The following is a 17,384-nucleotide window of genomic DNA, read 5'->3' as shown; positions in this document are numbered from 1 at the left end:
CCCGCTACATAGAGAAGGCCTACCGATGTTGAAAGTCGCCATCCAGATGGACCCGATCGAGGCCGTCGACATCGCCGGGGACACCAGCTTCCTGATGGCCGAGACGGCCCAGGCGCGCGGGCACCAGCTGTGGGTCTATGATTTCCGCACCCTGGCGCTGGAGGAGGGCCGCCTCTATTGCCGCGCCCGGCCGATCACCGTGCGACGTGAGGTCGGCAACCACGTCGACTTCGGCGACTGGGTGAAGCTGGACCTGGCCGAGGACGTGGACGTCATCCTGATGCGCCAGGACCCGCCGTTCGACATGGCCTATGTCACCGCCACCTATCTGCTGGAGACGGTCCATCCCAGGACCCTGGTGGTCAACGACCCCGCCCAGGTGCGTTCGGCGCCCGAGAAGCTGCTGGTCACCGCCTTCCCCGGACTCCAGCCCCCGACCCTGATCTCGGCCGATCCCGTCGCCCTGAACGCCTTCCACGAGCAGCATGGCGAGGTGGTGCTGAAGCCGCTGCACGGCAACGGGGGCTCGGGCGTGGTCAAGCTGCGCGCCGACGACCCCAATCTGGACGCCCTGATCGAGATCCACGCCGTGGGCAGCCGCGATCCGCTGGTGATCCAGAAATTCATCCCCGCCGTGTCCAAGGGCGACAAGCGCATCCTGCTGATCGACGGCGAGCCGGTGGGCGCGATCAACCGCGTGCCGGCGGCCGGCGCCGTCCGCTCCAACCTGCACGTCGGCGGCACGGCCATGCCGGTCGAGCTGACGCCGCGCGACCTGGAGATCTGCGCCGCCATCGGCCCGACCCTGAGAGAGCGCGGCCTGATCTTCGTCGGCATCGACGTGATCGGCGATTATCTCACCGAGATCAACGTCACCTCCCCCACCGGCGCCCAGCAGCTGAAGACCTTCACCGGCGTCGACGCCACCGCCCTGATGTGGGACGTGATCGAGGCCAAGCGCGCCGCACAGGTTGCGTGATCGCCACTTGAATTAGATTTCAGTTCATGGTTCGTTCCTTCTCCGGGTGGGAGAGGACGTCATGGTCGCGCGGGTTGTCACGGTCGCCTTCGACGGGGTCGAGGCCCGGCGCGTGGATGTCGAGGTCCAGCTGGTCGGCCAGGATCAGCAGACGGTGTTCAACATCGTCGGCCTGCCGGACAAGGCGGTGGCCGAAAGCCGCGAACGGGTGCGGGGCGCCTTTGCGGGCATCGGCCTGGCGCTTCCGGCCAAGCGGATCATCGCCAATCTGGCCCCCGCCGATCTGCCCAAGGAGGGCAGTCATTTCGACCTGCCGCTGGCCCTGGCCCTTATGGCGGCCATGGGGGTGATCGCGCCGGACGCCCTGGACGGTTGGGCGGCCATCGGCGAACTGGGGCTGGACGGCCAGATCGCGCGGGTCGGCGGCGCCCTGCCGGCCGCCGTGGCCGCCGACGCCATGGGCCTGGGCCTGATCTGTCCCGAGGCCACGGGGCCGGAGGCGGCCTGGGCCGGCGGCGCCCGCATCCTGGCGCCCCGCTCTCTGATCGCCCTGGTCAATCATTTCAAGGGAACCCAGGTCCTGCGCGCGCCGGAGCCCGGCCCGCTGGCGACCGGCGGCGTCGCGCCCGACCTGCGCGAGGTCAAGGGCCAGGAGGGGGCCAAGCGGGCGCTGGAGGTCGCCGCGGCGGGAGGGCACAATCTGCTGTTCGTCGGCCCGCCGGGATCGGGCAAGTCGATGATGGCGCAACGCCTGCCGGGCCTGTTGCCGCCCCTGACCTCGCAGGAACTGCTGGAGACCTCGATGGTCTGGTCGGTCGCCGGCCTGATCGAGCGCGGCGCCCTGACCCGGGACCGGCCCTTCAGAAGCCCGCACCATTCGGCCTCGATGGCGGCCCTGACCGGCGGGGGTCTGCGCGCCAAGCCGGGCGAGGCCTCGTTGGCGCACAACGGAATCCTGTTCCTCGACGAACTGCCGGAATACAGCGCCCAGGCCCTGGATTCCCTGCGCGCGCCGCTGGAGACGGGCGAGATCGTGGTGGCCCGCGCCAACGCCCATATCCGCTATCCGGCGCGGTTCCAGCTGGTGGCGGCGATGAATCCCTGTCGGTGCGGCATGGGCGGGGCCGGGCGCGGCGCCTGCGGCAAGGCCCCGCGCTGCCAGCGCGACTACCAGAACCGCATCTCCGGCCCAATGTTCGACCGGATCGATCTGACGGTCGAGACCCCGCCCGTCACCGCCGCCGACATGACCCTGCCCCCGCCGGCCGAAGGCACGGCCGAGGCCAGGGCCCGCGTCGCCGCCGCCCGCGCCATGCAGGAGGACCGGGTGCGCGAGGCGGGGCTGGATCCGGCCCAGGGGCTGAACGCCCGCGCCTCGGGCGACACCCTCGATCGGTTCGCCACGCCCGACGAGGCGGGCCGGATGCTGTTGATGCGGGCGGGCGAAGCCGGGGGGCTGACCGCACGGGGCTGGACCCGCACCCTGCGCCTGGCCCGCACCATCGCCGACCTGGACGGCTGCACCGGCGTGCTGCGGCGCCACATCGCCGAGGCCCTGATCTATCGCCGCACCACCGTGGGCGCCGAGGCCGACTTCGACCGACGCCAGGCCCAGCGGGGCGAGGGGTCCGAGATCCGGGAAGCGACGGCGGAACAGGCGCCCTTCCTCTATTCGTGAGTGGGGCAATCCTTAACCCGCCGCCCCTATATTGCCGGTCTACGGAGACGATGATGGCGCGACGGGCGGCGACGAAACGGATCGAGACGCAGGCGACGCAGGCCGTGGATCCGGCCCAGCAGTTCCTGCGGCTGATGAGCCACGAGATGCGCACGCCGCTGAACGGCGTGCTGGGCATGATCAACCTGCTGCAGCGCACACGGCTGGACGGTGCCCAGCGCGCCTATGCCGAGAATGCGCGCCAGTCGGCTGAACATCTGCTGGGCCTGGTCAACGACCTGCTGGACTACGCCCGGCTGGAGGCGGGGTCGCTGGAGTTCGACCTGGCGCCGGTCGATCTGGAAGGCCTGGTGCGCGGCGTCGCCGAACTGCTGAGCCCGCGCGCCCACGACAAGGGGCTGGAGATCGTCTGGTCGGTCGCCGCCGACGCCCCCGACATCCTGGCCGACGAGGGCCGGCTGCGACAGGTGCTGTTCAATCTGGCCGGCAATGCGGTCAAGTTCACCGAGACCGGCGGCGTGCGTCTGTCGGTCGAACGCGTCACCCCGGATCCCACCGACATGGACGACGGGCGCGTCCGCCTGGCCTTCATCATCGACGACACCGGCCCCGGCGTGCCGGCCGAAGCCCGCGCCCGCATCTTCGAGGAGTTCGGCCACGCCGATTCCTCCGACGCCGTGCGCCATGACGGCGCGGGCCTGGGCCTGGCGGTGGTGCGCAAACTGGCGACGGCGATGGGGGGGACGGCTCGGGTCGAGGATCGACCGCCCGGCGCCGACGCCGATGCTCGCGGCGGAGCCCGTTTCCGCTTCGAGGCCGGTTTCCTGCCCGTCGCCGGCCCGCGCGACACCCCGCTGCACGGCCAGACGGTCTGCATCGACTCGCCCGATTCCTTCGTCCGCGCCGCCGCCGCCGACCAGATCAAAGCGTCCGGAGGCCGGGTCGCCGCCAAGGCCCCGGTGACACTGGTCGACCATGCGGGCGCCCCCGCCGGCGACCTGGCGCCTCTTCCGCCCGCAGGGCGGGGCGTCGTGCTGCTGAAACCGTCCGAACGGGACCTGATCCCCCGCTATCGGGCCGCCGGCTTCCACGGCTATCTGATCAAGCCCCTGCGCCGGGCCTCCCTGGCCGAACGGGTTCTGGCCGCCGTGGGTGCGGACCCCGCCGCCCCGACCGCCGTCTCTGCGCCTGAAGACGACCGCGTGGTCCCCGCCCGGTTCGCCGGCGTCCGCGTGCTGCTGGCCGAGGACAATCCGGTCGGCGCCCTTCTGGCCCGCACCCTGCTGCGGCGCGAAGGCTGCACCGTCGAGACCGCCGCCACGGGCCATGAGGCCGTCGCCGCCCTGGCGCGCGCCCGCTATGACCTGGTCTTCATGGACATGCGGATGCCGGGCATGGACGGTCCCGCCGCCGCCCGCGCCATCCGCGCTGCGGGCGACGCCACCCCCATACTGGCCCTGACCGCCAACGCCTTCGCCGAGGACCGGCGCCTGTGCCTGGAGGCCGGAATGAACGACCATCTCGTCAAGCCGCTGGACGCCGAGGCCCTGCGCGCCGCCCTGGCCCGCTGGACGAAACGCGACATCCGCGCCAAGGTCGGCTGAGTTACAGGCGCCCGCGATTCCGGCCGCCGCCGGAGCCGTGCATGACCGATCAAGCCACCCCCGCCGCCGCATCCGGCAAGGCGACGCCCGCCAGCCGTTTCGGTGGTCTGGCCGTCTATGGCGAACGGCGCGTCTTCATCATGCTGCTGCTGGGCTTTTCGGCCGGCCTGCCCAATCTGCTGATCTTCGACACCCTGTCGGCCTGGCTGCGCGAGAGCGGCCAGACACTGGAGGTCATCGGTTTCTTCGCCCTGGCGACCCTGTCCTATTCGCTGAAATTCGTCTGGGCGCCGCTGATTGATCGCACGGCGGTGCCGATCCTGACGCCCCTTCTGGGCCATCGGCGCTCCTGGATGCTGCTGACCCAGGCCGTCATCGTCTTCGGTCTGTGGTCGATTTCGGGCCTCGATCCGTCGAACGCCCTGCTGGCTGTGGCCCTGTTCGCCACCCTGGTCGGCTTCTTCGGCGCCACTCAGGACATCGTCATCGACGCCTGGCGGATCGAGGCCGCGGATGACAGTCGCCACGGCGCCATGGCCGCCGCCTATCAGATGGGCTACCGCGTCGCCATGATCGTGGCCGGCGCCGTGCCCCTGGTCCTGGCCGATCTCTACAACTGGAATGTCTCCTATGCGGTGATGGCCGCCCTGATGGGTTTCGGCGTCGCCGGCGTCCTGTTCGCCCCGCGCGAAAAGGCTCATTCGATCCGACCCATTCCGGTGGGCGACACCCCCTCACGGCCGAGGTGGGAGGTGCTGGAATGGATCGCCCGCCTGATCCTGATCGGCGCCGCCGCCATGGTCGTCGGCTCGGGCCTGACGGCGCAGGCAGGCCCTCTGAATGGTCTGCTGGGTCTGTTCGGCCTTGGAACGGATGGTCAGGCCGCCATCGCCGACGCCTGGGCGGCCCGGCCGGGCGGCGTCTATCTCCAGGTCGTGTCGGTTTTCTCGGGCTTGGCGCTTCTGGTTCTGGCCTGCTGGCCTATTCCCGGTTTGAGAACCCGCCCGGGCGCCTATCTGGCGGGGTCCTTCGGCGAACCTCTGGCGGACTTCTACAAGCGGTTTTCGGGAGTGGCGACGCTGATCCTGGCGCTGATCTGCGTCTATCGCCTGGCCGATTTCGTGCTGAACATCATGAACCCCTTCTATCTGGACCTGGGCTTCACCAAGACGGAACTGGCGGAAGTTCGAAAGGTCTTCGGGGTCGTCATGACCACCCTGGGCGTCTTTATCGGCGGTTGGTCGGTGGCGCGGCTAGGCCTGATCCGCACCATGGTGATCGGCGCATTCATGAGCCCGCTGTCCAACCTGGTCTTCGCCTGGCTGGCGACCCAGGGCCCCAGTCTGCCGGCCCTGACCTTCGCCATCGGGGTGGACAACAGCGCCACGGGCTACGCCGGCACGGCCCTGATCGCCTATATGTCCAGCCTGACGTCGATCGGCTTCACCGCCACCCAGTACGCTCTGTTCAGTTCGCTATACGCCCTGCCGGGCAAGCTGATCGCCTCTCAGTCCGGGCGTATCGTCGAGGCCTCGGCCCGAGCGGCGGAGGGAACCGGTCCATTCGCGGTTTTGCGCCCGCTGTTCGCCCGTCTTCCTGAGGGCTCGCTGGCCGCAGGCGCCGCGACCAGCGGTGTGACGCCGGCCGCCCTGGGGGTCGGCTATGTGGTGTTCTTCCTCTATTCGACCGTCGTCGGCGTCTTCGCCATCGTCCTGGCCTTCGTCGTGGCCGCCAAACAGACCGCGCTTCAGGCGCGCCAGCAGAGCGAGGTCGAAGAGGACGCCGCCATCGCGGCGACGGAGGGGCAGCCGTCCTGACGACGCCCAAGAAAAGGCCCGCCGGACGCCGGCGGGCCTTCTTCGTTCCAGCGTTGGCCGGTCCTAGTGCTTGGCGTTTTCGGCGCCCTGGCTGACCGCCGAACCGGCTGCGGAGACGTCGCGGCCGACGCCCGAGATGGTGTTGCAGGCCGACACGGCCAGGGCGGCGGCGACGATGGAGAGGGCGATGATCTTGCGCATGGTGAAAACCCGGATGTTATGGTCAAGCTGTCCCCCAACGCCGCGCCTGGGCATAGGTTGCATCAAGCGGCGCCATATCGCGATTTAGACCGATCCCTGTTGGATCGTCGTGACGCTGCCGTGCTGACACGCTTGCGTCGGACGGGCGACGCCCCGAAGGTGGACGCCTGTTCTTCGAGGGGTTGTCCATGCGTCGTCTTCTGATCTCGTCCGTCGCCGGCCTGGCGCTGCTGTCCGGCGTTCCGGCCCTGGCCCAGACGCCAAACGTGGCGCCGACCGCCGCGCCGTCGCCCCAGGCCCAGAGCGAGGACGCGCGGCTGAACGCCTTCTTCGAAGAGGCCTTCCAGGCCCGCATCGCCCTCAGCCCGCAACAGATGACCTCGCTGGGCATCAAGACCGACTATGACAGGCTGGACGACGTCTCGGACGCCGCCGCCGACCGCGCCCTGGCCCTGTCCGAAAGCCAGCTGGCCCGGATGAAGACCGAGTTTGATCCGCAGAAGCTGGGACCTCAGGCGCGGTTGTCGTGGCGGATGTTCGAATATGGCGTCCAACAGGCCCGACTGTCGAACCAGTGGCGCGACTGGGGCTTTCAGTTCGCCGCCAACGGCAATCCGACCACCAGCCTGCCGGTTTTCCTGATCAACAACCACCGCGTCGCCAGCGTCGCCGACGCCGAAGCCTATGTCGCCCGGCTGCGCGCCGCCCAGGTCCAGATGGGCCAGGTCGCCGACGAACTGCGCCAGCGTGCGGCGGCCGGCGTGGTGTCGCCCCGTTTCGTCTTTGCACCCTCCATCGCCAATACCCGCAACGTCATTTCCGGCGCCCCGTTCGACGATGGGCCGGACAATCCGGTCTGGGCCGACTTCAACAAGAAGGTTGCGGCGCTGGAGGCCGCCCAGGCGACCAAGGACCGGTTGCTGTCCGAGGGACGCGCCGCCCTGACCGGCCCCTACAAGGCCGGGTTCGACACCGTGCTGGCGGCCCTGGCCGAGGTTCAGCCTCTGGCCGACAGCGACGCCGGCGTATGGCGCCTGCCGCAGGGCGAGGCCTATTACAACGCCCGGCTCCAGCTCTCGACGACGACCGACCTGACCGCCGACCAGATCCACCAGATCGGCCTGGACGAGGTCGCCCGCATCCAGGCCGAGATGGAAGTCATCAAGGCCCAGGTCGGCTTCACCGGCACGCTGCAGGACTTCTTCGTCTTCCTGAAGACCGATCCGCGCTTCCAGTATCCGAACACGCCGGAAGGCAAGGAACAGTATCTGACAGACGCGCGCGGCTTCATCGCCCAGGTGATGGCGGCGGCCCCTCAGTGGTTCTCGACCCTGCCCAAGGCGGCGCTGGAGGTGCGGGCGGTCGAACCGTTCCGCGAAGCCACGGCCTCGATCGCCTTCTATAATTCGCCGGCGCCGGACGGGTCGCGGCCGGGCATCTATTACGTCAACCTGTCGGACATGACCCAGGTGCTGAAGCCCCAGATCGAGGGCATCAGCTATCATGAGGGCGCGCCCGGCCACCATTTCCAGATCGCCTATGCGCAAGAGATCGAGGGCCTGCCGCGCTTCCGCCGCTTCGGCGGCTACGGCGCCTATGCCGAGGGCTGGGGGCTGTACGCCGAACAGCTGGGCAAGGAGATGGGCTTCTATCAGGATCCCTATTCCGACTTCGGCCGGCTCTCGACCGAGCTGTGGCGCGCGGTGCGTCTGGTGACGGACACCGGCCTGCACGCCAAACGCTGGAGCCGCGAACAGGCGATGGACTATTTCCGTCAGAACTCCCTGCTGTCCGAGCGCGACATCGAAAAGGAAGTCGAGCGCTACATCACCAATCCCGGCCAGGCGACCAGCTACAAGATCGGCGAGCTGAAGATCGAGGAACTGCGCGACCGGGCCAAGGCGGCCCTGGGCGACCGGTTCGACATCAAGGACTTCCACGCCGTAGTCCTGGGATCCGGCTCGGTGCCGCTGGACGTGCTGGAAGACCAGGTCGACGGCTGGATCGCGGCGGGCGGCGGGGCGCCGACGGCATAAGCACGTCCTTCTCCCATTGGGAGAAGGTGGCTCGAAGAGCCGGATGAGGGTCGGCCGGCGGGCCAATTCGCACCACCCGACCCTCACCCTTTCGCGCAAGTCTGATCGCTTCGCTCTCAGGCGCTCAAGCCCTCTCCCACCGGGAGAGGGAGGCATCGCCCGTGATTTCGTGTATGAGCCGCCGCCATGTCCTTCACCGCCACCGTCCTGACCATGTTCCCCGAGGCCTTTCCGGGCCCGCTCGGCGTGTCGCTGATTGGCACGGCCTGGCGCGAGAAAGGCTTGTGGAGCCTGGATACGGTTGACATTCGCGCCTTTTCCACAGATACGCGCGGCTTCCTGGACGACACCCCTGCGGGTGGCGGCCCGGGAGCCGTGCTTAAGGCGGACGTGGTGGCTCGGGCGGTGGATAGCCTGCCGGGACCGAAACGGCCGCTTTTGTACATGAGCGCCCGGGGTCGGCCCCTGACCCAGGCGCGCGTCAAGGAATGGGTCTCGCCTGAAAAGGGTGGGGCCGACGGAATCGTCGTGCTGTGCGGCCGTTTCGAGGGGGTGGATCAGCGGGTGCTGGACGCACGCGGGTTCGAGGAGGTCTCGGTCGGAGACGCGGTGCTCGCCGGCGGCGAGGCGGCGGCCATGGTCGTGATCGAGGCGTGCGTAAGACTGATCCCCGGCGTACTCGGCGCGGCAGACAGCCTGTCGTCCGAAAGCTTCGAGGATGGGCTTCTGGAACACCCGCAGTACACGCGACCGCGGACGTTCGAGGGGCTTGAGATACCCGAGGTGCTGCTGTCGGGCGACCACAAGAAGGTCGCCAAATGGCGCGAGGCGCAGCGGGAAGAGACCACGCGGGAGCGACGACCAGACCTCTGGGAAGCGCATCTCGCCAAATCACAGGCAAAGAGCGCAAAGCTCGAGGAGAAATGACATGAACATCGTTCAACAGCTGGACGCCGAAGAAAAAGCCCGCGTCCTGGGCGAACGCACCATCCCGGTCTTCCAGCCCGGCGACACCCTGCGCGTCAACGTGAAGATCAAGGAAGGCGAGCGCGAGCGCGTCCAGGCCTTCGAAGGCGTCTGCATCGCCCGTGACGGCGGCGGCATCAGCGAGACCTTCACCGTCCGCAAGATCTCGTTCGGCGAAGGCGTCGAGCGCAAATTCCCCATTCTGTCGCCGAACATCGAGTCGATCGAAGTGAAGCGCCGCGGCGTCGTGCGTCGCGCCAAGCTCTATTATCTGCGTGATCGTCGCGGCAAGTCGGCCCGGATCGCCGAACGCCAGACCGTCCGTCCCGCCAAGGGCGTCGTGGTTCCGGAAACCGGTTCGGCCGCCAAGGGCGACGAAGCCTGATTTGACATTGTCGCGCGCGGCTTGAGCGCGGATCGTGCTGAAATGACGAAGGCCCCGGCGACAGCGCCGGGGCCTTTTTCATGCGCGATGACTGACCCTACTGCGGGTACAGGGGATTGGACGCGTCCCTCTGGCCTTCCAGGCTGCGATTCAGGTCGTGAACCTCGTCATGATCGGCCTTCACCAAGGCGTAGGCCCGACGGATGGTCTCGCGGGTCGTGGCCGAAATGCTGGCGTCTTCCAGCGCCCTTTCGAACTTGGCGGCGATGAAGCCTTCGCCGCTGTCGATGGAGCCGACGACCGTGTCGTCGTTGCGCAGCAGGGCGTGTTTGACGTCGAGAAAGGCGCGGTGGGCCTTGGCCAGGATCGAGCCCTTGGATTCCGGGTCGCCGCCCAGGCCCCGCACGGCCTCGGACAGGTCGTCCGCCACCTGCTGGCGTTCGATGCTGCGGCGCTCGAACAGGCTGGTGTAATCGGGATCGCGGGATTCCACGGCGGCTTCGCCATAGCCGTCGGCGCTGTCCAGGGTCGTCTCGATCAGGCTGTTCAGAACCTTGATGTCGTGAGCGTTGGGATTGGTCATGTCTTGCGTTCCTCCGCGATTGCGGTCGAACGGCGGAATGGCTGGGCGAGGCCTTGGTTGCCGCCCCGCGACATCAAAGTTTGGTGCGCAGGGACCACAGTTCCGGGAAGCAGCGCTTGGTCAGGGTCGAGGCCAGATAGGCCGCACCCTCGGTGCCGCCGGTGCCGCGCCGCCGGCCGATGATCCGCTCGACCGTGACGACGTGCTTGTGCCGCCAGGTCAGCAGGGCGTCGTCCAGATCGACCAGCTTCTCGGCCAGCTGATACAGGGCCCACCAGCGCTCGGTGTCGCGATAGACCTCCAGCCAGGCCCCCTCGACGGCCTCGGACGGCTCATAAGGCTGGGTCACGTCGCGGTTCAGCACCTCGGCCGGGATGGACAGCCCCGCCTGGGCCATCTGGGCCAGGGCGTCGTCGTACAGGCTGGGGGCCGCGATGGCGGCTTCCAGCGCGGCCAGGGCCTCTGGCCGGTCCGCGTGGAACTTCAGGAAGCTGGCGTCCTTCAGGCCCAGCATGGCCTCGAACCGGCGGAACTGGTCGCTCTGAAAGCCCGAGGAGGAGCCCAGCGAACCCCGGAACCGCAGATAGTCCGACGGGGTCATGGTCGAAAGAATGTCCCAGCTGTGGGTCATCACCGCCTGGATGCGCGAAACCCGGGCCAGGCTCTTGTAAGCCGGGACCAGGTCGCCGGCGCGAACCAGCTGCTGGGCCAGGGCTGTCTCGTGCAGGATCTGCTTCAGCCACAGCTCCTTGGTCTGGTGGATGACGACGAACAGCATTTCGTCATGCTGATCCGACAGCGGATGCTGGGTCGAGAGCAGGTCGTCCAACGCCAGATAGCCGGCGTAGGTGATGTCGCTGGATTGGGTCATGCGCCGCTATCGCCCGCGGGGGGCGGATGCGCAAGCCGGCCTAGTGCTGGCCCTGGCTCGAAGCGTTCGACGCGATCTGACGACCGGCGTCGAAGGCGTCACGGGCGCCTTTGTAGATGAAGCCGTAGGTCGGATAGACGGTCGTGCCCAGGCCGTTGATCGGATTGTACCAGACTTTGACCTGGGACCAGTCGTTGGACGGCGAGACGTCCACGACGGTGACGTTTTCCTCGACCTTGCCGCGGCTGCCGCCCCAGTTGGCGTGGGTCACGCGCACGACCCGGTCGGTCAGGATGTCGGAGACGACGGCGACATGGCCCCGGCTCATCCGGCCTTCGGGACGGAAGACCAGGACCGAACCCGTTTCGGGCGCGTCGCCGGTGCGGAACTTCTCGGTGGCCTGACGCCACCAGGTCCAGGCGTCGCCGAAGATGTTGATGCCCGAGAACATGCGGGCGAAGGTCACGCACTGCCAGTACGGCTCATCGGCCTTTGCGGAAACGGGGGTGACGCCCAGCGCAAAAAAACCGAGGGTCGCCGCAACCGCGGCGGCTTTGAGCCGTTTCATCATGCTGAGGTCTCGTCCCGACTGCCGATGGTCTTTTTAGACCATAGGAAATTAGGATTGAAAAACCCTTTTCGGCGTATCGCCGTCCTGCGGTTTGTCGCTTGACGCTGTTTTGCGTCCTTGCGCCATCCCTCTCAAAGCCTTGCGAGCCGGGTGTTCCACCAGGTGGTAGGACAGGGCCGCCACGACCGGCAAAAGCGCCAGAATCGCTAACCACACGAAAAGTTGAAGCTGCTTGTCCGGGGCGTCGGTCAGCTTGGCCGCGAGGTTAACGGCCAGAAGTTTCCAAGGCACGCAGACCATATAGACCGAATAGCTGATCTCCCCCAGATAGACCGCCGGCTTCGAGGCCAGCCATCCGGCCCGCTCGTTCGGCAGGGAGGCCAAGGACAGGATCAGGGCCCCGGCCAGCAGGACGGTGATCCCGTCCCATAGGCCGAGCGCCGCGCTCAACACCATCAGACCGAACGACACGGCCGAGGCGGTCCAGGGCGCCTTCAGCGGCGCCTTGCGGTAGACGAGGTACAGGGCGCAGCCCAGGGCGAAACAGGGCACGATCCGCAAGGCGCCCCAGCGGATGGTCGCCTCGGTCAACGGGAAGCCCGCGACGCGCTCGAACCCGTAATACAGCACCGTCAAGAAGGCGGCCGTACCGACCACGGCCGCTACCGGCTTCTCACGCGCACGCCAGAAGACGAAGGCGAACAGGGGGAAGCACAGATAGGCGAACCATTCCGCCGAGATCGACCAGGACGGATGGTTCCAACCGGCGACGGGGGCCAGGCCCCAGGCGTGGACCATCAGCAGATTGGCCGGAAGCGAGACCCACGACAGCACATTGCCGTCCACGCTCATCCCGGCGACCAGGGCGACGGCGGCCAGCAACCCCACCCCGACCAGGGTCGCCACATGCAGGGGATAGACCCGCGCCACCCGCGCCCACAGGAAGCCGCGATACGAAAACCGCTTCTCGCCCGCCGACTGAAGATAGACGTGGCTGAGGATGAAACCGGACAGGACGAAGAACAGTTCGACCCCCAGATAGCCCTTGTCGACAAGGCCGGACGACCCGGCGCCGGCCAGGTTTTCCCAGTAGGTATAGACGGCCACCCAGATCGCCGCGCCGAAACGCAGGGCGGTGATGGGGCGCAGGTCGGCGGGCGTCTGGACGGGGGTCATGGTCTCACCTTGGCACGTCGGGCTTTGCGAACCGTGAAGGCCCGCAAGCGCCGTGCCTTGGCCACCCTATCCCACCCAGGTTCCGTGGAAGCCTGCGGGGAGGGCCGTGTCCGCCTGCCAGGTCGCCACCGGCCCGTCCTCGACATGGGCCGCGTCGAAGACGTGCAGTTCGGTGCGCCCGGCCTTCAGATTGACCGACGGTCCGACCAGCCAGGCGTCGGTCTCGGCCGTGGCGCCGGGCTTGGGCACGAAGACCGTCTCCTCAACGATCTGATGGAGGCCGAAGGTGAAGCCGTGCGACCGGCCGCTGTCCCAGTCCTGAACCGCCAGGCCCGTGGGCAGGGGGCGCCCGGGCGTCTCGCCGCTGGTGTGGACGGTCAGGCTGCGTTTCAGCCCCAGACGACGGGGGTCGGCCTTTGGAAACTCGCCGACGGCGTCGGTCGTCAGCATGTCAGCCTTGCCGTCGGGGCGCAGGGTGACCAGGGCCAGTTTCGCTGGGTCGCCCGGCACGACGCCATGGCCTTCGACCAGCACCCGCGCGCCGGCGACGGCGAAGCGCGGATCGCCGCTGGCGGCGACGTCGAAACGGATCGTACCGTCGCGTTCGGCCCAGGCGTCGCCCAGATGGAAATGGAAGAAGCCCGGCAGCTCATAGAGGCGTGACTGCGTGAGGTCGTCCTTGTCCAGCACCATGACCTGTGTCCCGGTCTCCGGACGCCACACCAGGCCATTGATGACGGGCATGGCCTGGCGTTCCTGGATCCAGGGCTGAAGCACCAGGATCAGGTGCCGGTCGGTGGCGGTGAAGTCGTGCATATAGCTGGCGCGCGGCAGGCGGACGATCTCGGCCCGGTTCAGTCCGCCGTCGGCGTTCAGCCGCCAGATCACGGCTTGGGCGCCGGCCGTGCCCACGTTCCAGATCGAGCCGTCGGGCGCGCGCCGAGGGTGGGCCTGGAACGGCATGCCTTTCAGATCGTCCCGCAGGGTGACGAAGCCCTGGGTCGACAGGTCGGACGCATCCATCGCCAGGGGCGAACCGCCTTCCCACAAGGCCCAGATCTGGTTTCCCACCGCCAGGACGGCCGTGTTGGCGGCGCTGGCGTCGTCGTTCGAGTTGACCCGCGCGCGTGGGTCGCCGCCGGTCCCGAAGCCCGGGGTCACGACGGCGTCCAGTTCGGTCTCGACCCGGCGCTTGGGCGTATCGGCGAACCGGGCCTCCAGCGTGGCCTGGCCGTCATGGATGCGGAAGGCCCGCATCAGGCCGTCGCCGTCGAACCAGTGGGTGACGGACCCGCCCGGCCGTCGGAACCGACCGGGTCCGTTGCGGAACAAGGCGCCCTCCAGCCCCGCCGGCGCCCGGCCGTGGATCAGGCGCATCGTCTGACGCGGCAGATCGCCCTCGACGTCGCGGGTGGCCAGGGCCCAGTCCGCCTGGGCGGCGGCGTCGAGGGCGGCGGCGGCGCGGACCATCTCGGGCGTGGCGACGGCGGCTGAAAGCGCGGCGGCGCCCATCAGGAAGGAACGGCGTGAAGGGGTCATGGTCCGGCTCCGGGCTTAGGTCTGGTTACTTCAGGCTGATGGTCTGGGCGACGGCGCCGGTCGCCGCGAACTTCGCGCGCTCCCACGAGGCCGGCCCCATGTTTCCGACGGCGTTGTTGGAGAAGGCGAAGGGCTCGATCGGCATGCCGAATGGGTTGGTGTTCATCTTCCCGTCGCCATCGATGTCGTGAAAGGCGCGCATGGCGTAGTCGCCGTCCGGCAGGTCCTCGAACCGGACCTGTTTGGAAGCGGCTGCTGCGTCCACCATGGCGTAACGAACCGGCTGGCCCTCGCCGCCGTAGTTGGCCTCGCTGTTGAAAAGGGCGACCATGATCCGCCCGGTCGGCGCAGCGACGTCGAAGTCGAAGGTGATGTCTGCGGCCAAGGCGGAGGTCGACGCCAGGGCGGTTGCAAGAGCGGCGGAAGCGCAAAGGGCGGAAAGGGTCTTCATGCGGGCGTCCTGTTCATGCCGGGCCGCCGACCGGCCCTCGATGACTGGACCCTGAAGACGAGGGCACGCCTTCGCCATCGGACATGCGGGAGCGACCACCCGGCCTTCGTGAATGACCGTCTCCGCCGCCGACGATGCGCGTGTCGCCGCCCGCTCAAGGCGTTTTTGCGCCCCATCTCGCCGCTACAGCGCGTTACATGTCGAAACGCGCGCGACATCAGTCCCAGCCGGGCCTGTGGCAGTCTGTACGCGTTACGGCCTGGTGGCGGAGTGGCTACGCGGCGGGCTTGCAAGCCCGAAAACCCTCCGTTCGACTCGGAGGCCAGGCCTCCATCCTCTCCTTGCAGTCAGAGGAAGGAGTAGGGATCGACGTCCACCGTCAGTCGGACCGAGGCGGGGACCTTCACCCGCGCCAGCCAGGCGCGCAGAAACGCCTGAAGATTCACGTCGCGGTCCGCCCGCACCAGCAACCGCTTGCGGCGCCGTCCGCGCACCAGGGCCAGGGGGGCGTCGGCGGGGCCATAGACCTCCAGCCGTTCGGCGTTGGGAATGGCCTGGGCCAGGTCGGCGGCGACCTTCTCCACCGCGGCCGCATTCTCGCTGGACAGGATGATCGCCGCCAACCGGCCGAAGGGGGGCAGGGCGGCGGCTTCCCGCTCGGCCATCTCCGCCTCGACGAAGGCGTCGCGGTCGCCGGCCGCCAGGGCCATCAACACCGGATGTTCGGGGGTCCAGGTCTGCAAAATGGCCCGCCCCGGCCGGTCGGCGCGACCCGCCCGTCCCGTCGCCTGGGCCAGCAGTTGATAGGTCCGTTCGGCCGCCCGCAGGTCGCCGCCCCGCAAACCCAGATCTGCATCCACCACCCCGACCAGGGTCAGACGGGGGAAGTTGTGCCCCTTGGCGGCGGCCTGGGTGGCGACCAGGATGTCGATCTCGCCGTCGGTCATCCGCTGGATCAAGGCCCGCGCAGACTTGGCGTCGGGCGCGGTGTCGGAGCTGAACACCGCCGTCCGCGCCTCGGGGAACAGCTGGCGCACCTCCTCCTCGACCCGTTCGACGCCGGGGCCGACCGAGACCAGCGAGTCCTCCGCTCCACATGACGGGCACAGTTTGGGCCGGGCCATGGAAAAGCCGGTCAGGTGACAGACCAGACGGCCGGTGTACCGGTGCTCGACCAGCCAGCTGTCGGTGTCCGGCGCCGTCAGCCGGTGCCCACAGACGCGGCACAGGACGACGGGCGCATAGCCGCGCCGGTTCAGGAACAACAGGGTCTGCTCGCCCCGCGCCAGGGTCTCGGCCACCGCCGTACGCAGGGGCTGGGACAACCAGGTCTGGGGATCAGGCGTGTGCTGGCGCAGGTCCAGCAGTTCGATATCGGGCATGACCGCCACCCCGTGCCGGGCGCCCAGCTTCAGCCAGTCGTAACGCCCGGCCTGGGCGTTCCACAGTGTCTCCAGCGACGGCGTCGCCGAGGCCAGGACCACCGCCGCCCCCTCGATCCGCGCCCGCGCCACCGCCAGATCCCGTCCGTGATAGACCAGACCCTCTTCCTGTTTGAACGAACTGTCGTGCTCCTCGTCCACCACGATCAGCCGCAGATCGACGAAGGGCAGGAACAGGGCCGAGCGGGCGCCGACCACGATGTTGCACCGGCCGGCGACCACCGCCTCCCACACCTGGCGGCGACGGGGCGGGGCGACGCCGGAATGCCATTCGGCCGGGGCGGCGCCGAACCGGGCCGTGATCCGCTCGATCAGGGCCTGGGTCAGGGCGATCTCGGGCAGAAGGATCAGGATCTGCGCCGCCGGATCGGACCGCAGCACCCGCGCGATCGCCTCCAGATAGGCCTCGGTCTTGCCCGACCCCGTGACCCCGTCCAGCAGGAAGGGCCGGAACCCGCCGCCCGTCACCCCGGCCGCCAGGGCCGAAGCCGCCGCCGCCTGGTCGCCGTTCAGGGTCGCCGGCGCATGGTCGGGATCGGGCCGTTCGAACGCCGCCTCGGCCGCGATTTCGATGATCTCCAGCACCCCCTCGTCGATCAGGCCCTTGACCAGGCCGGACGACACGCCGGCGGCGCGCGCCAGATCGGCGCCCGCCATGGCGCGCTCGCCAAGGGCTTCCAGCACCCCCGTCCGGGCCGGGGTGGCGCGCGCCGGCTGGCGGTCGCCGACCCGCCGCACGCGGCGTTCCGGCTTGGGGCGTGGCGCGCGCAGCCCCTTCAGTGCGGTCGCCGCCATCTCGCCGGGCGGCGACAGGGTCCAGCGCCCGGCCCATTCGACGAAGTCCATCACCCCGGCCGGTAGCGCAGGGTCGTCCAGTCTCGACTCGACCGATTTCAGCCGCCGGTTGGAGCCGGTGGTCTCGAACACCTCGGCCACCACGCCTCGGATCAGACGCGGCCCCAGGGGCACTGCCACCTGATCGCCGCGCGCCAGCGTCATGCCTTCGGGCGCCTCGTAATCGAAGGCTTCCGGCACGGGCAGGGGAATGAGGACCGAGGCGACTTTCACCGAACTTCGCCCTCGGC

The 17,384-nt window shown here is 68.8% G+C and carries 15 protein-coding genes and 1 tRNA gene; 8 read left to right on the top strand and 8 right to left on the bottom strand.

The window, feature by feature from the left end; translation table 11 throughout:
* Window positions 1–25 precede the first annotated feature (25 nt).
* The 4 genes from gshB (at window position 26) to GYM46_RS08355 (ending at window position 6,078) form a co-directional block, all read left to right on the top strand.
* Complete coding sequence (gene gshB, locus GYM46_RS08370) at window positions 26–979, top strand: glutathione synthase (protein WP_008262759.1); 954 nt, start codon at window positions 26–28, stop codon at window positions 977–979.
* A gap of 61 nt (window positions 980–1,040) precedes the next feature.
* Window positions 1,041–2,657: a YifB family Mg chelatase-like AAA ATPase gene (locus GYM46_RS08365; protein ID WP_008258860.1), complete on the top strand. Its 1,617-nt coding sequence runs from the start codon at window positions 1,041–1,043 to the stop codon at window positions 2,655–2,657.
* A gap of 50 nt (window positions 2,658–2,707) precedes the next feature.
* On the top strand, window positions 2,708–4,261 hold the full coding sequence (locus tag GYM46_RS08360) for a response regulator (protein ID WP_008258998.1): 1,554 nt from the start codon (window positions 2,708–2,710) through the stop codon (window positions 4,259–4,261).
* A gap of 41 nt (window positions 4,262–4,302) precedes the next feature.
* On the top strand, window positions 4,303–6,078 hold the full coding sequence (locus tag GYM46_RS08355; RefSeq protein WP_008262653.1) for an AmpG family muropeptide MFS transporter: 1,776 nt from the start codon (window positions 4,303–4,305) through the stop codon (window positions 6,076–6,078).
* A gap of 63 nt (window positions 6,079–6,141) precedes the next feature.
* Here GYM46_RS08355 and GYM46_RS08350 read toward each other — a convergent pair whose 3' ends face one another.
* Window positions 6,142–6,279 carry an entericidin A/B family lipoprotein gene (locus tag GYM46_RS08350; RefSeq protein WP_008261150.1) on the bottom strand — a complete coding sequence of 46 codons (138 nt, stop codon included), beginning with the start codon at window positions 6,277–6,279 and terminating at the stop codon, window positions 6,142–6,144.
* A gap of 188 nt (window positions 6,280–6,467) precedes the next feature.
* On the opposite strand from GYM46_RS08350, the gene GYM46_RS08345 reads away from it, so the two are divergent.
* The 3 genes from GYM46_RS08345 (at window position 6,468) to rplS (ending at window position 9,666) form a co-directional block, all read left to right on the top strand.
* Window positions 6,468–8,315, top strand: coding sequence for a DUF885 domain-containing protein (locus tag GYM46_RS08345; RefSeq protein ID WP_008263576.1), 1,848 nt, complete (start codon window positions 6,468–6,470; stop codon window positions 8,313–8,315).
* A gap of 186 nt (window positions 8,316–8,501) precedes the next feature.
* Entirely contained in the window at window positions 8,502–9,242 is a 741-nt protein-coding gene (gene trmD, locus GYM46_RS08340) for a tRNA (guanosine(37)-N1)-methyltransferase TrmD (RefSeq protein WP_008261330.1), read from the top strand.
* Between the two features lies 1 nt (window position 9,243).
* Window positions 9,244–9,666: a 50S ribosomal protein L19 gene (gene rplS / locus GYM46_RS08335; RefSeq protein WP_008262119.1), complete on the top strand. Its 423-nt coding sequence runs from the start codon at window positions 9,244–9,246 to the stop codon at window positions 9,664–9,666.
* Between the two features lie 97 nt (window positions 9,667–9,763).
* Here the strand turns inward: rplS and GYM46_RS08330 are convergent, their stop codons facing one another.
* The 6 genes from GYM46_RS08330 to GYM46_RS08305 all read right to left on the bottom strand — a co-directional run bounded on the left by GYM46_RS08330 (window position 9,764) and on the right by GYM46_RS08305 (window position 14,857).
* Window positions 9,764–10,249 (bottom strand): PA2169 family four-helix-bundle protein, encoded by a 486-nt coding sequence (locus tag GYM46_RS08330; RefSeq protein ID WP_008261194.1) that lies wholly within the window; start codon window positions 10,247–10,249, stop codon window positions 9,764–9,766.
* Between the two features lie 73 nt (window positions 10,250–10,322).
* A complete protein-coding gene (locus GYM46_RS08325; protein ID WP_008262447.1) occupies window positions 10,323–11,120 on the bottom strand; it encodes a tryptophan 2,3-dioxygenase in 798 nt (265 codons plus the stop codon).
* Between the two features lie 40 nt (window positions 11,121–11,160).
* Window positions 11,161–11,691 (bottom strand): CHAP domain-containing protein, encoded by a 531-nt coding sequence (locus tag GYM46_RS08320; RefSeq protein WP_008259345.1) that lies wholly within the window; start codon window positions 11,689–11,691, stop codon window positions 11,161–11,163.
* A 48-nt stretch (window positions 11,692–11,739) separates the two neighbouring features.
* Window positions 11,740–12,867, bottom strand: coding sequence for an acyltransferase family protein (locus GYM46_RS08315; RefSeq protein WP_008259925.1), 1,128 nt, complete (start codon window positions 12,865–12,867; stop codon window positions 11,740–11,742).
* A 66-nt stretch (window positions 12,868–12,933) separates the two neighbouring features.
* Window positions 12,934–14,406, bottom strand: a complete 1,473-nt coding sequence (locus GYM46_RS08310) for a carotenoid oxygenase family protein (protein ID WP_008264272.1) — start codon at window positions 14,404–14,406, stop codon at window positions 12,934–12,936.
* Between the two features lie 25 nt (window positions 14,407–14,431).
* Window positions 14,432–14,857, bottom strand: a complete 426-nt coding sequence (locus GYM46_RS08305) for a DUF2141 domain-containing protein (RefSeq protein ID WP_008259716.1) — start codon at window positions 14,855–14,857, stop codon at window positions 14,432–14,434.
* A gap of 256 nt (window positions 14,858–15,113) precedes the next feature.
* Between GYM46_RS08305 and GYM46_RS08300 the strand changes: the two genes are divergently transcribed.
* Window positions 15,114–15,190, top strand: a tRNA-Ala gene (locus GYM46_RS08300).
* Window positions 15,191–15,204: 14 nt separating this feature from the next.
* Here the strand turns inward: GYM46_RS08300 and GYM46_RS08295 are convergent.
* Complete coding sequence (locus GYM46_RS08295) at window positions 15,205–17,367, bottom strand: primosomal protein N' (RefSeq protein ID WP_008258863.1); 2,163 nt, start codon at window positions 17,365–17,367, stop codon at window positions 15,205–15,207.
* Window positions 17,368–17,384 lie beyond the last annotated feature (17 nt).

The sequence above is a fragment of the Brevundimonas mediterranea genome (assembly GCF_011064825.1).
GTDB lineage: Bacteria > Pseudomonadota > Alphaproteobacteria > Caulobacterales > Caulobacteraceae > Brevundimonas > Brevundimonas mediterranea_A.
This window is presented reverse-complemented; position numbering and strand designations above follow the sequence as displayed.

Coding starts and splice junctions, on each gene's coding strand:
- GYM46_RS08355 (WP_008262653.1), top strand. CDS start 4,303: ATGACCGATCAAGCCACCCCCGCCGCCGCATCCGGCAAGGCGACGCCC.
- GYM46_RS08310 (WP_008264272.1), bottom strand. CDS start 14,406: ATGACCCCTTCACGCCGTTCCTTCCTGATGGGCGCCGCCGCGCTTTCA.
- GYM46_RS08350 (WP_008261150.1), bottom strand. CDS start 6,279: ATGCGCAAGATCATCGCCCTCTCCATCGTCGCCGCCGCCCTGGCCGTG.
- GYM46_RS08325 (WP_008262447.1), bottom strand. CDS start 11,120: ATGACCCAATCCAGCGACATCACCTACGCCGGCTATCTGGCGTTGGAC.
- GYM46_RS08315 (WP_008259925.1), bottom strand. CDS start 12,867: ATGACCCCCGTCCAGACGCCCGCCGACCTGCGCCCCATCACCGCCCTG.
- GYM46_RS08365 (WP_008258860.1), top strand. CDS start 1,041: ATGGTCGCGCGGGTTGTCACGGTCGCCTTCGACGGGGTCGAGGCCCGG.
- GYM46_RS08345 (WP_008263576.1), top strand. CDS start 6,468: ATGCGTCGTCTTCTGATCTCGTCCGTCGCCGGCCTGGCGCTGCTGTCC.
- GYM46_RS08305 (WP_008259716.1), bottom strand. CDS start 14,857: ATGAAGACCCTTTCCGCCCTTTGCGCTTCCGCCGCTCTTGCAACCGCC.
- trmD (WP_008261330.1), top strand. CDS start 8,502: ATGTCCTTCACCGCCACCGTCCTGACCATGTTCCCCGAGGCCTTTCCG.
- GYM46_RS08330 (WP_008261194.1), bottom strand. CDS start 10,249: ATGACCAATCCCAACGCTCACGACATCAAGGTTCTGAACAGCCTGATC.
- GYM46_RS08360 (WP_008258998.1), top strand. CDS start 2,708: ATGATGGCGCGACGGGCGGCGACGAAACGGATCGAGACGCAGGCGACG.
- gshB (WP_008262759.1), top strand. CDS start 26: ATGTTGAAAGTCGCCATCCAGATGGACCCGATCGAGGCCGTCGACATC.
- rplS (WP_008262119.1), top strand. CDS start 9,244: ATGAACATCGTTCAACAGCTGGACGCCGAAGAAAAAGCCCGCGTCCTG.
- GYM46_RS08320 (WP_008259345.1), bottom strand. CDS start 11,691: ATGATGAAACGGCTCAAAGCCGCCGCGGTTGCGGCGACCCTCGGTTTT.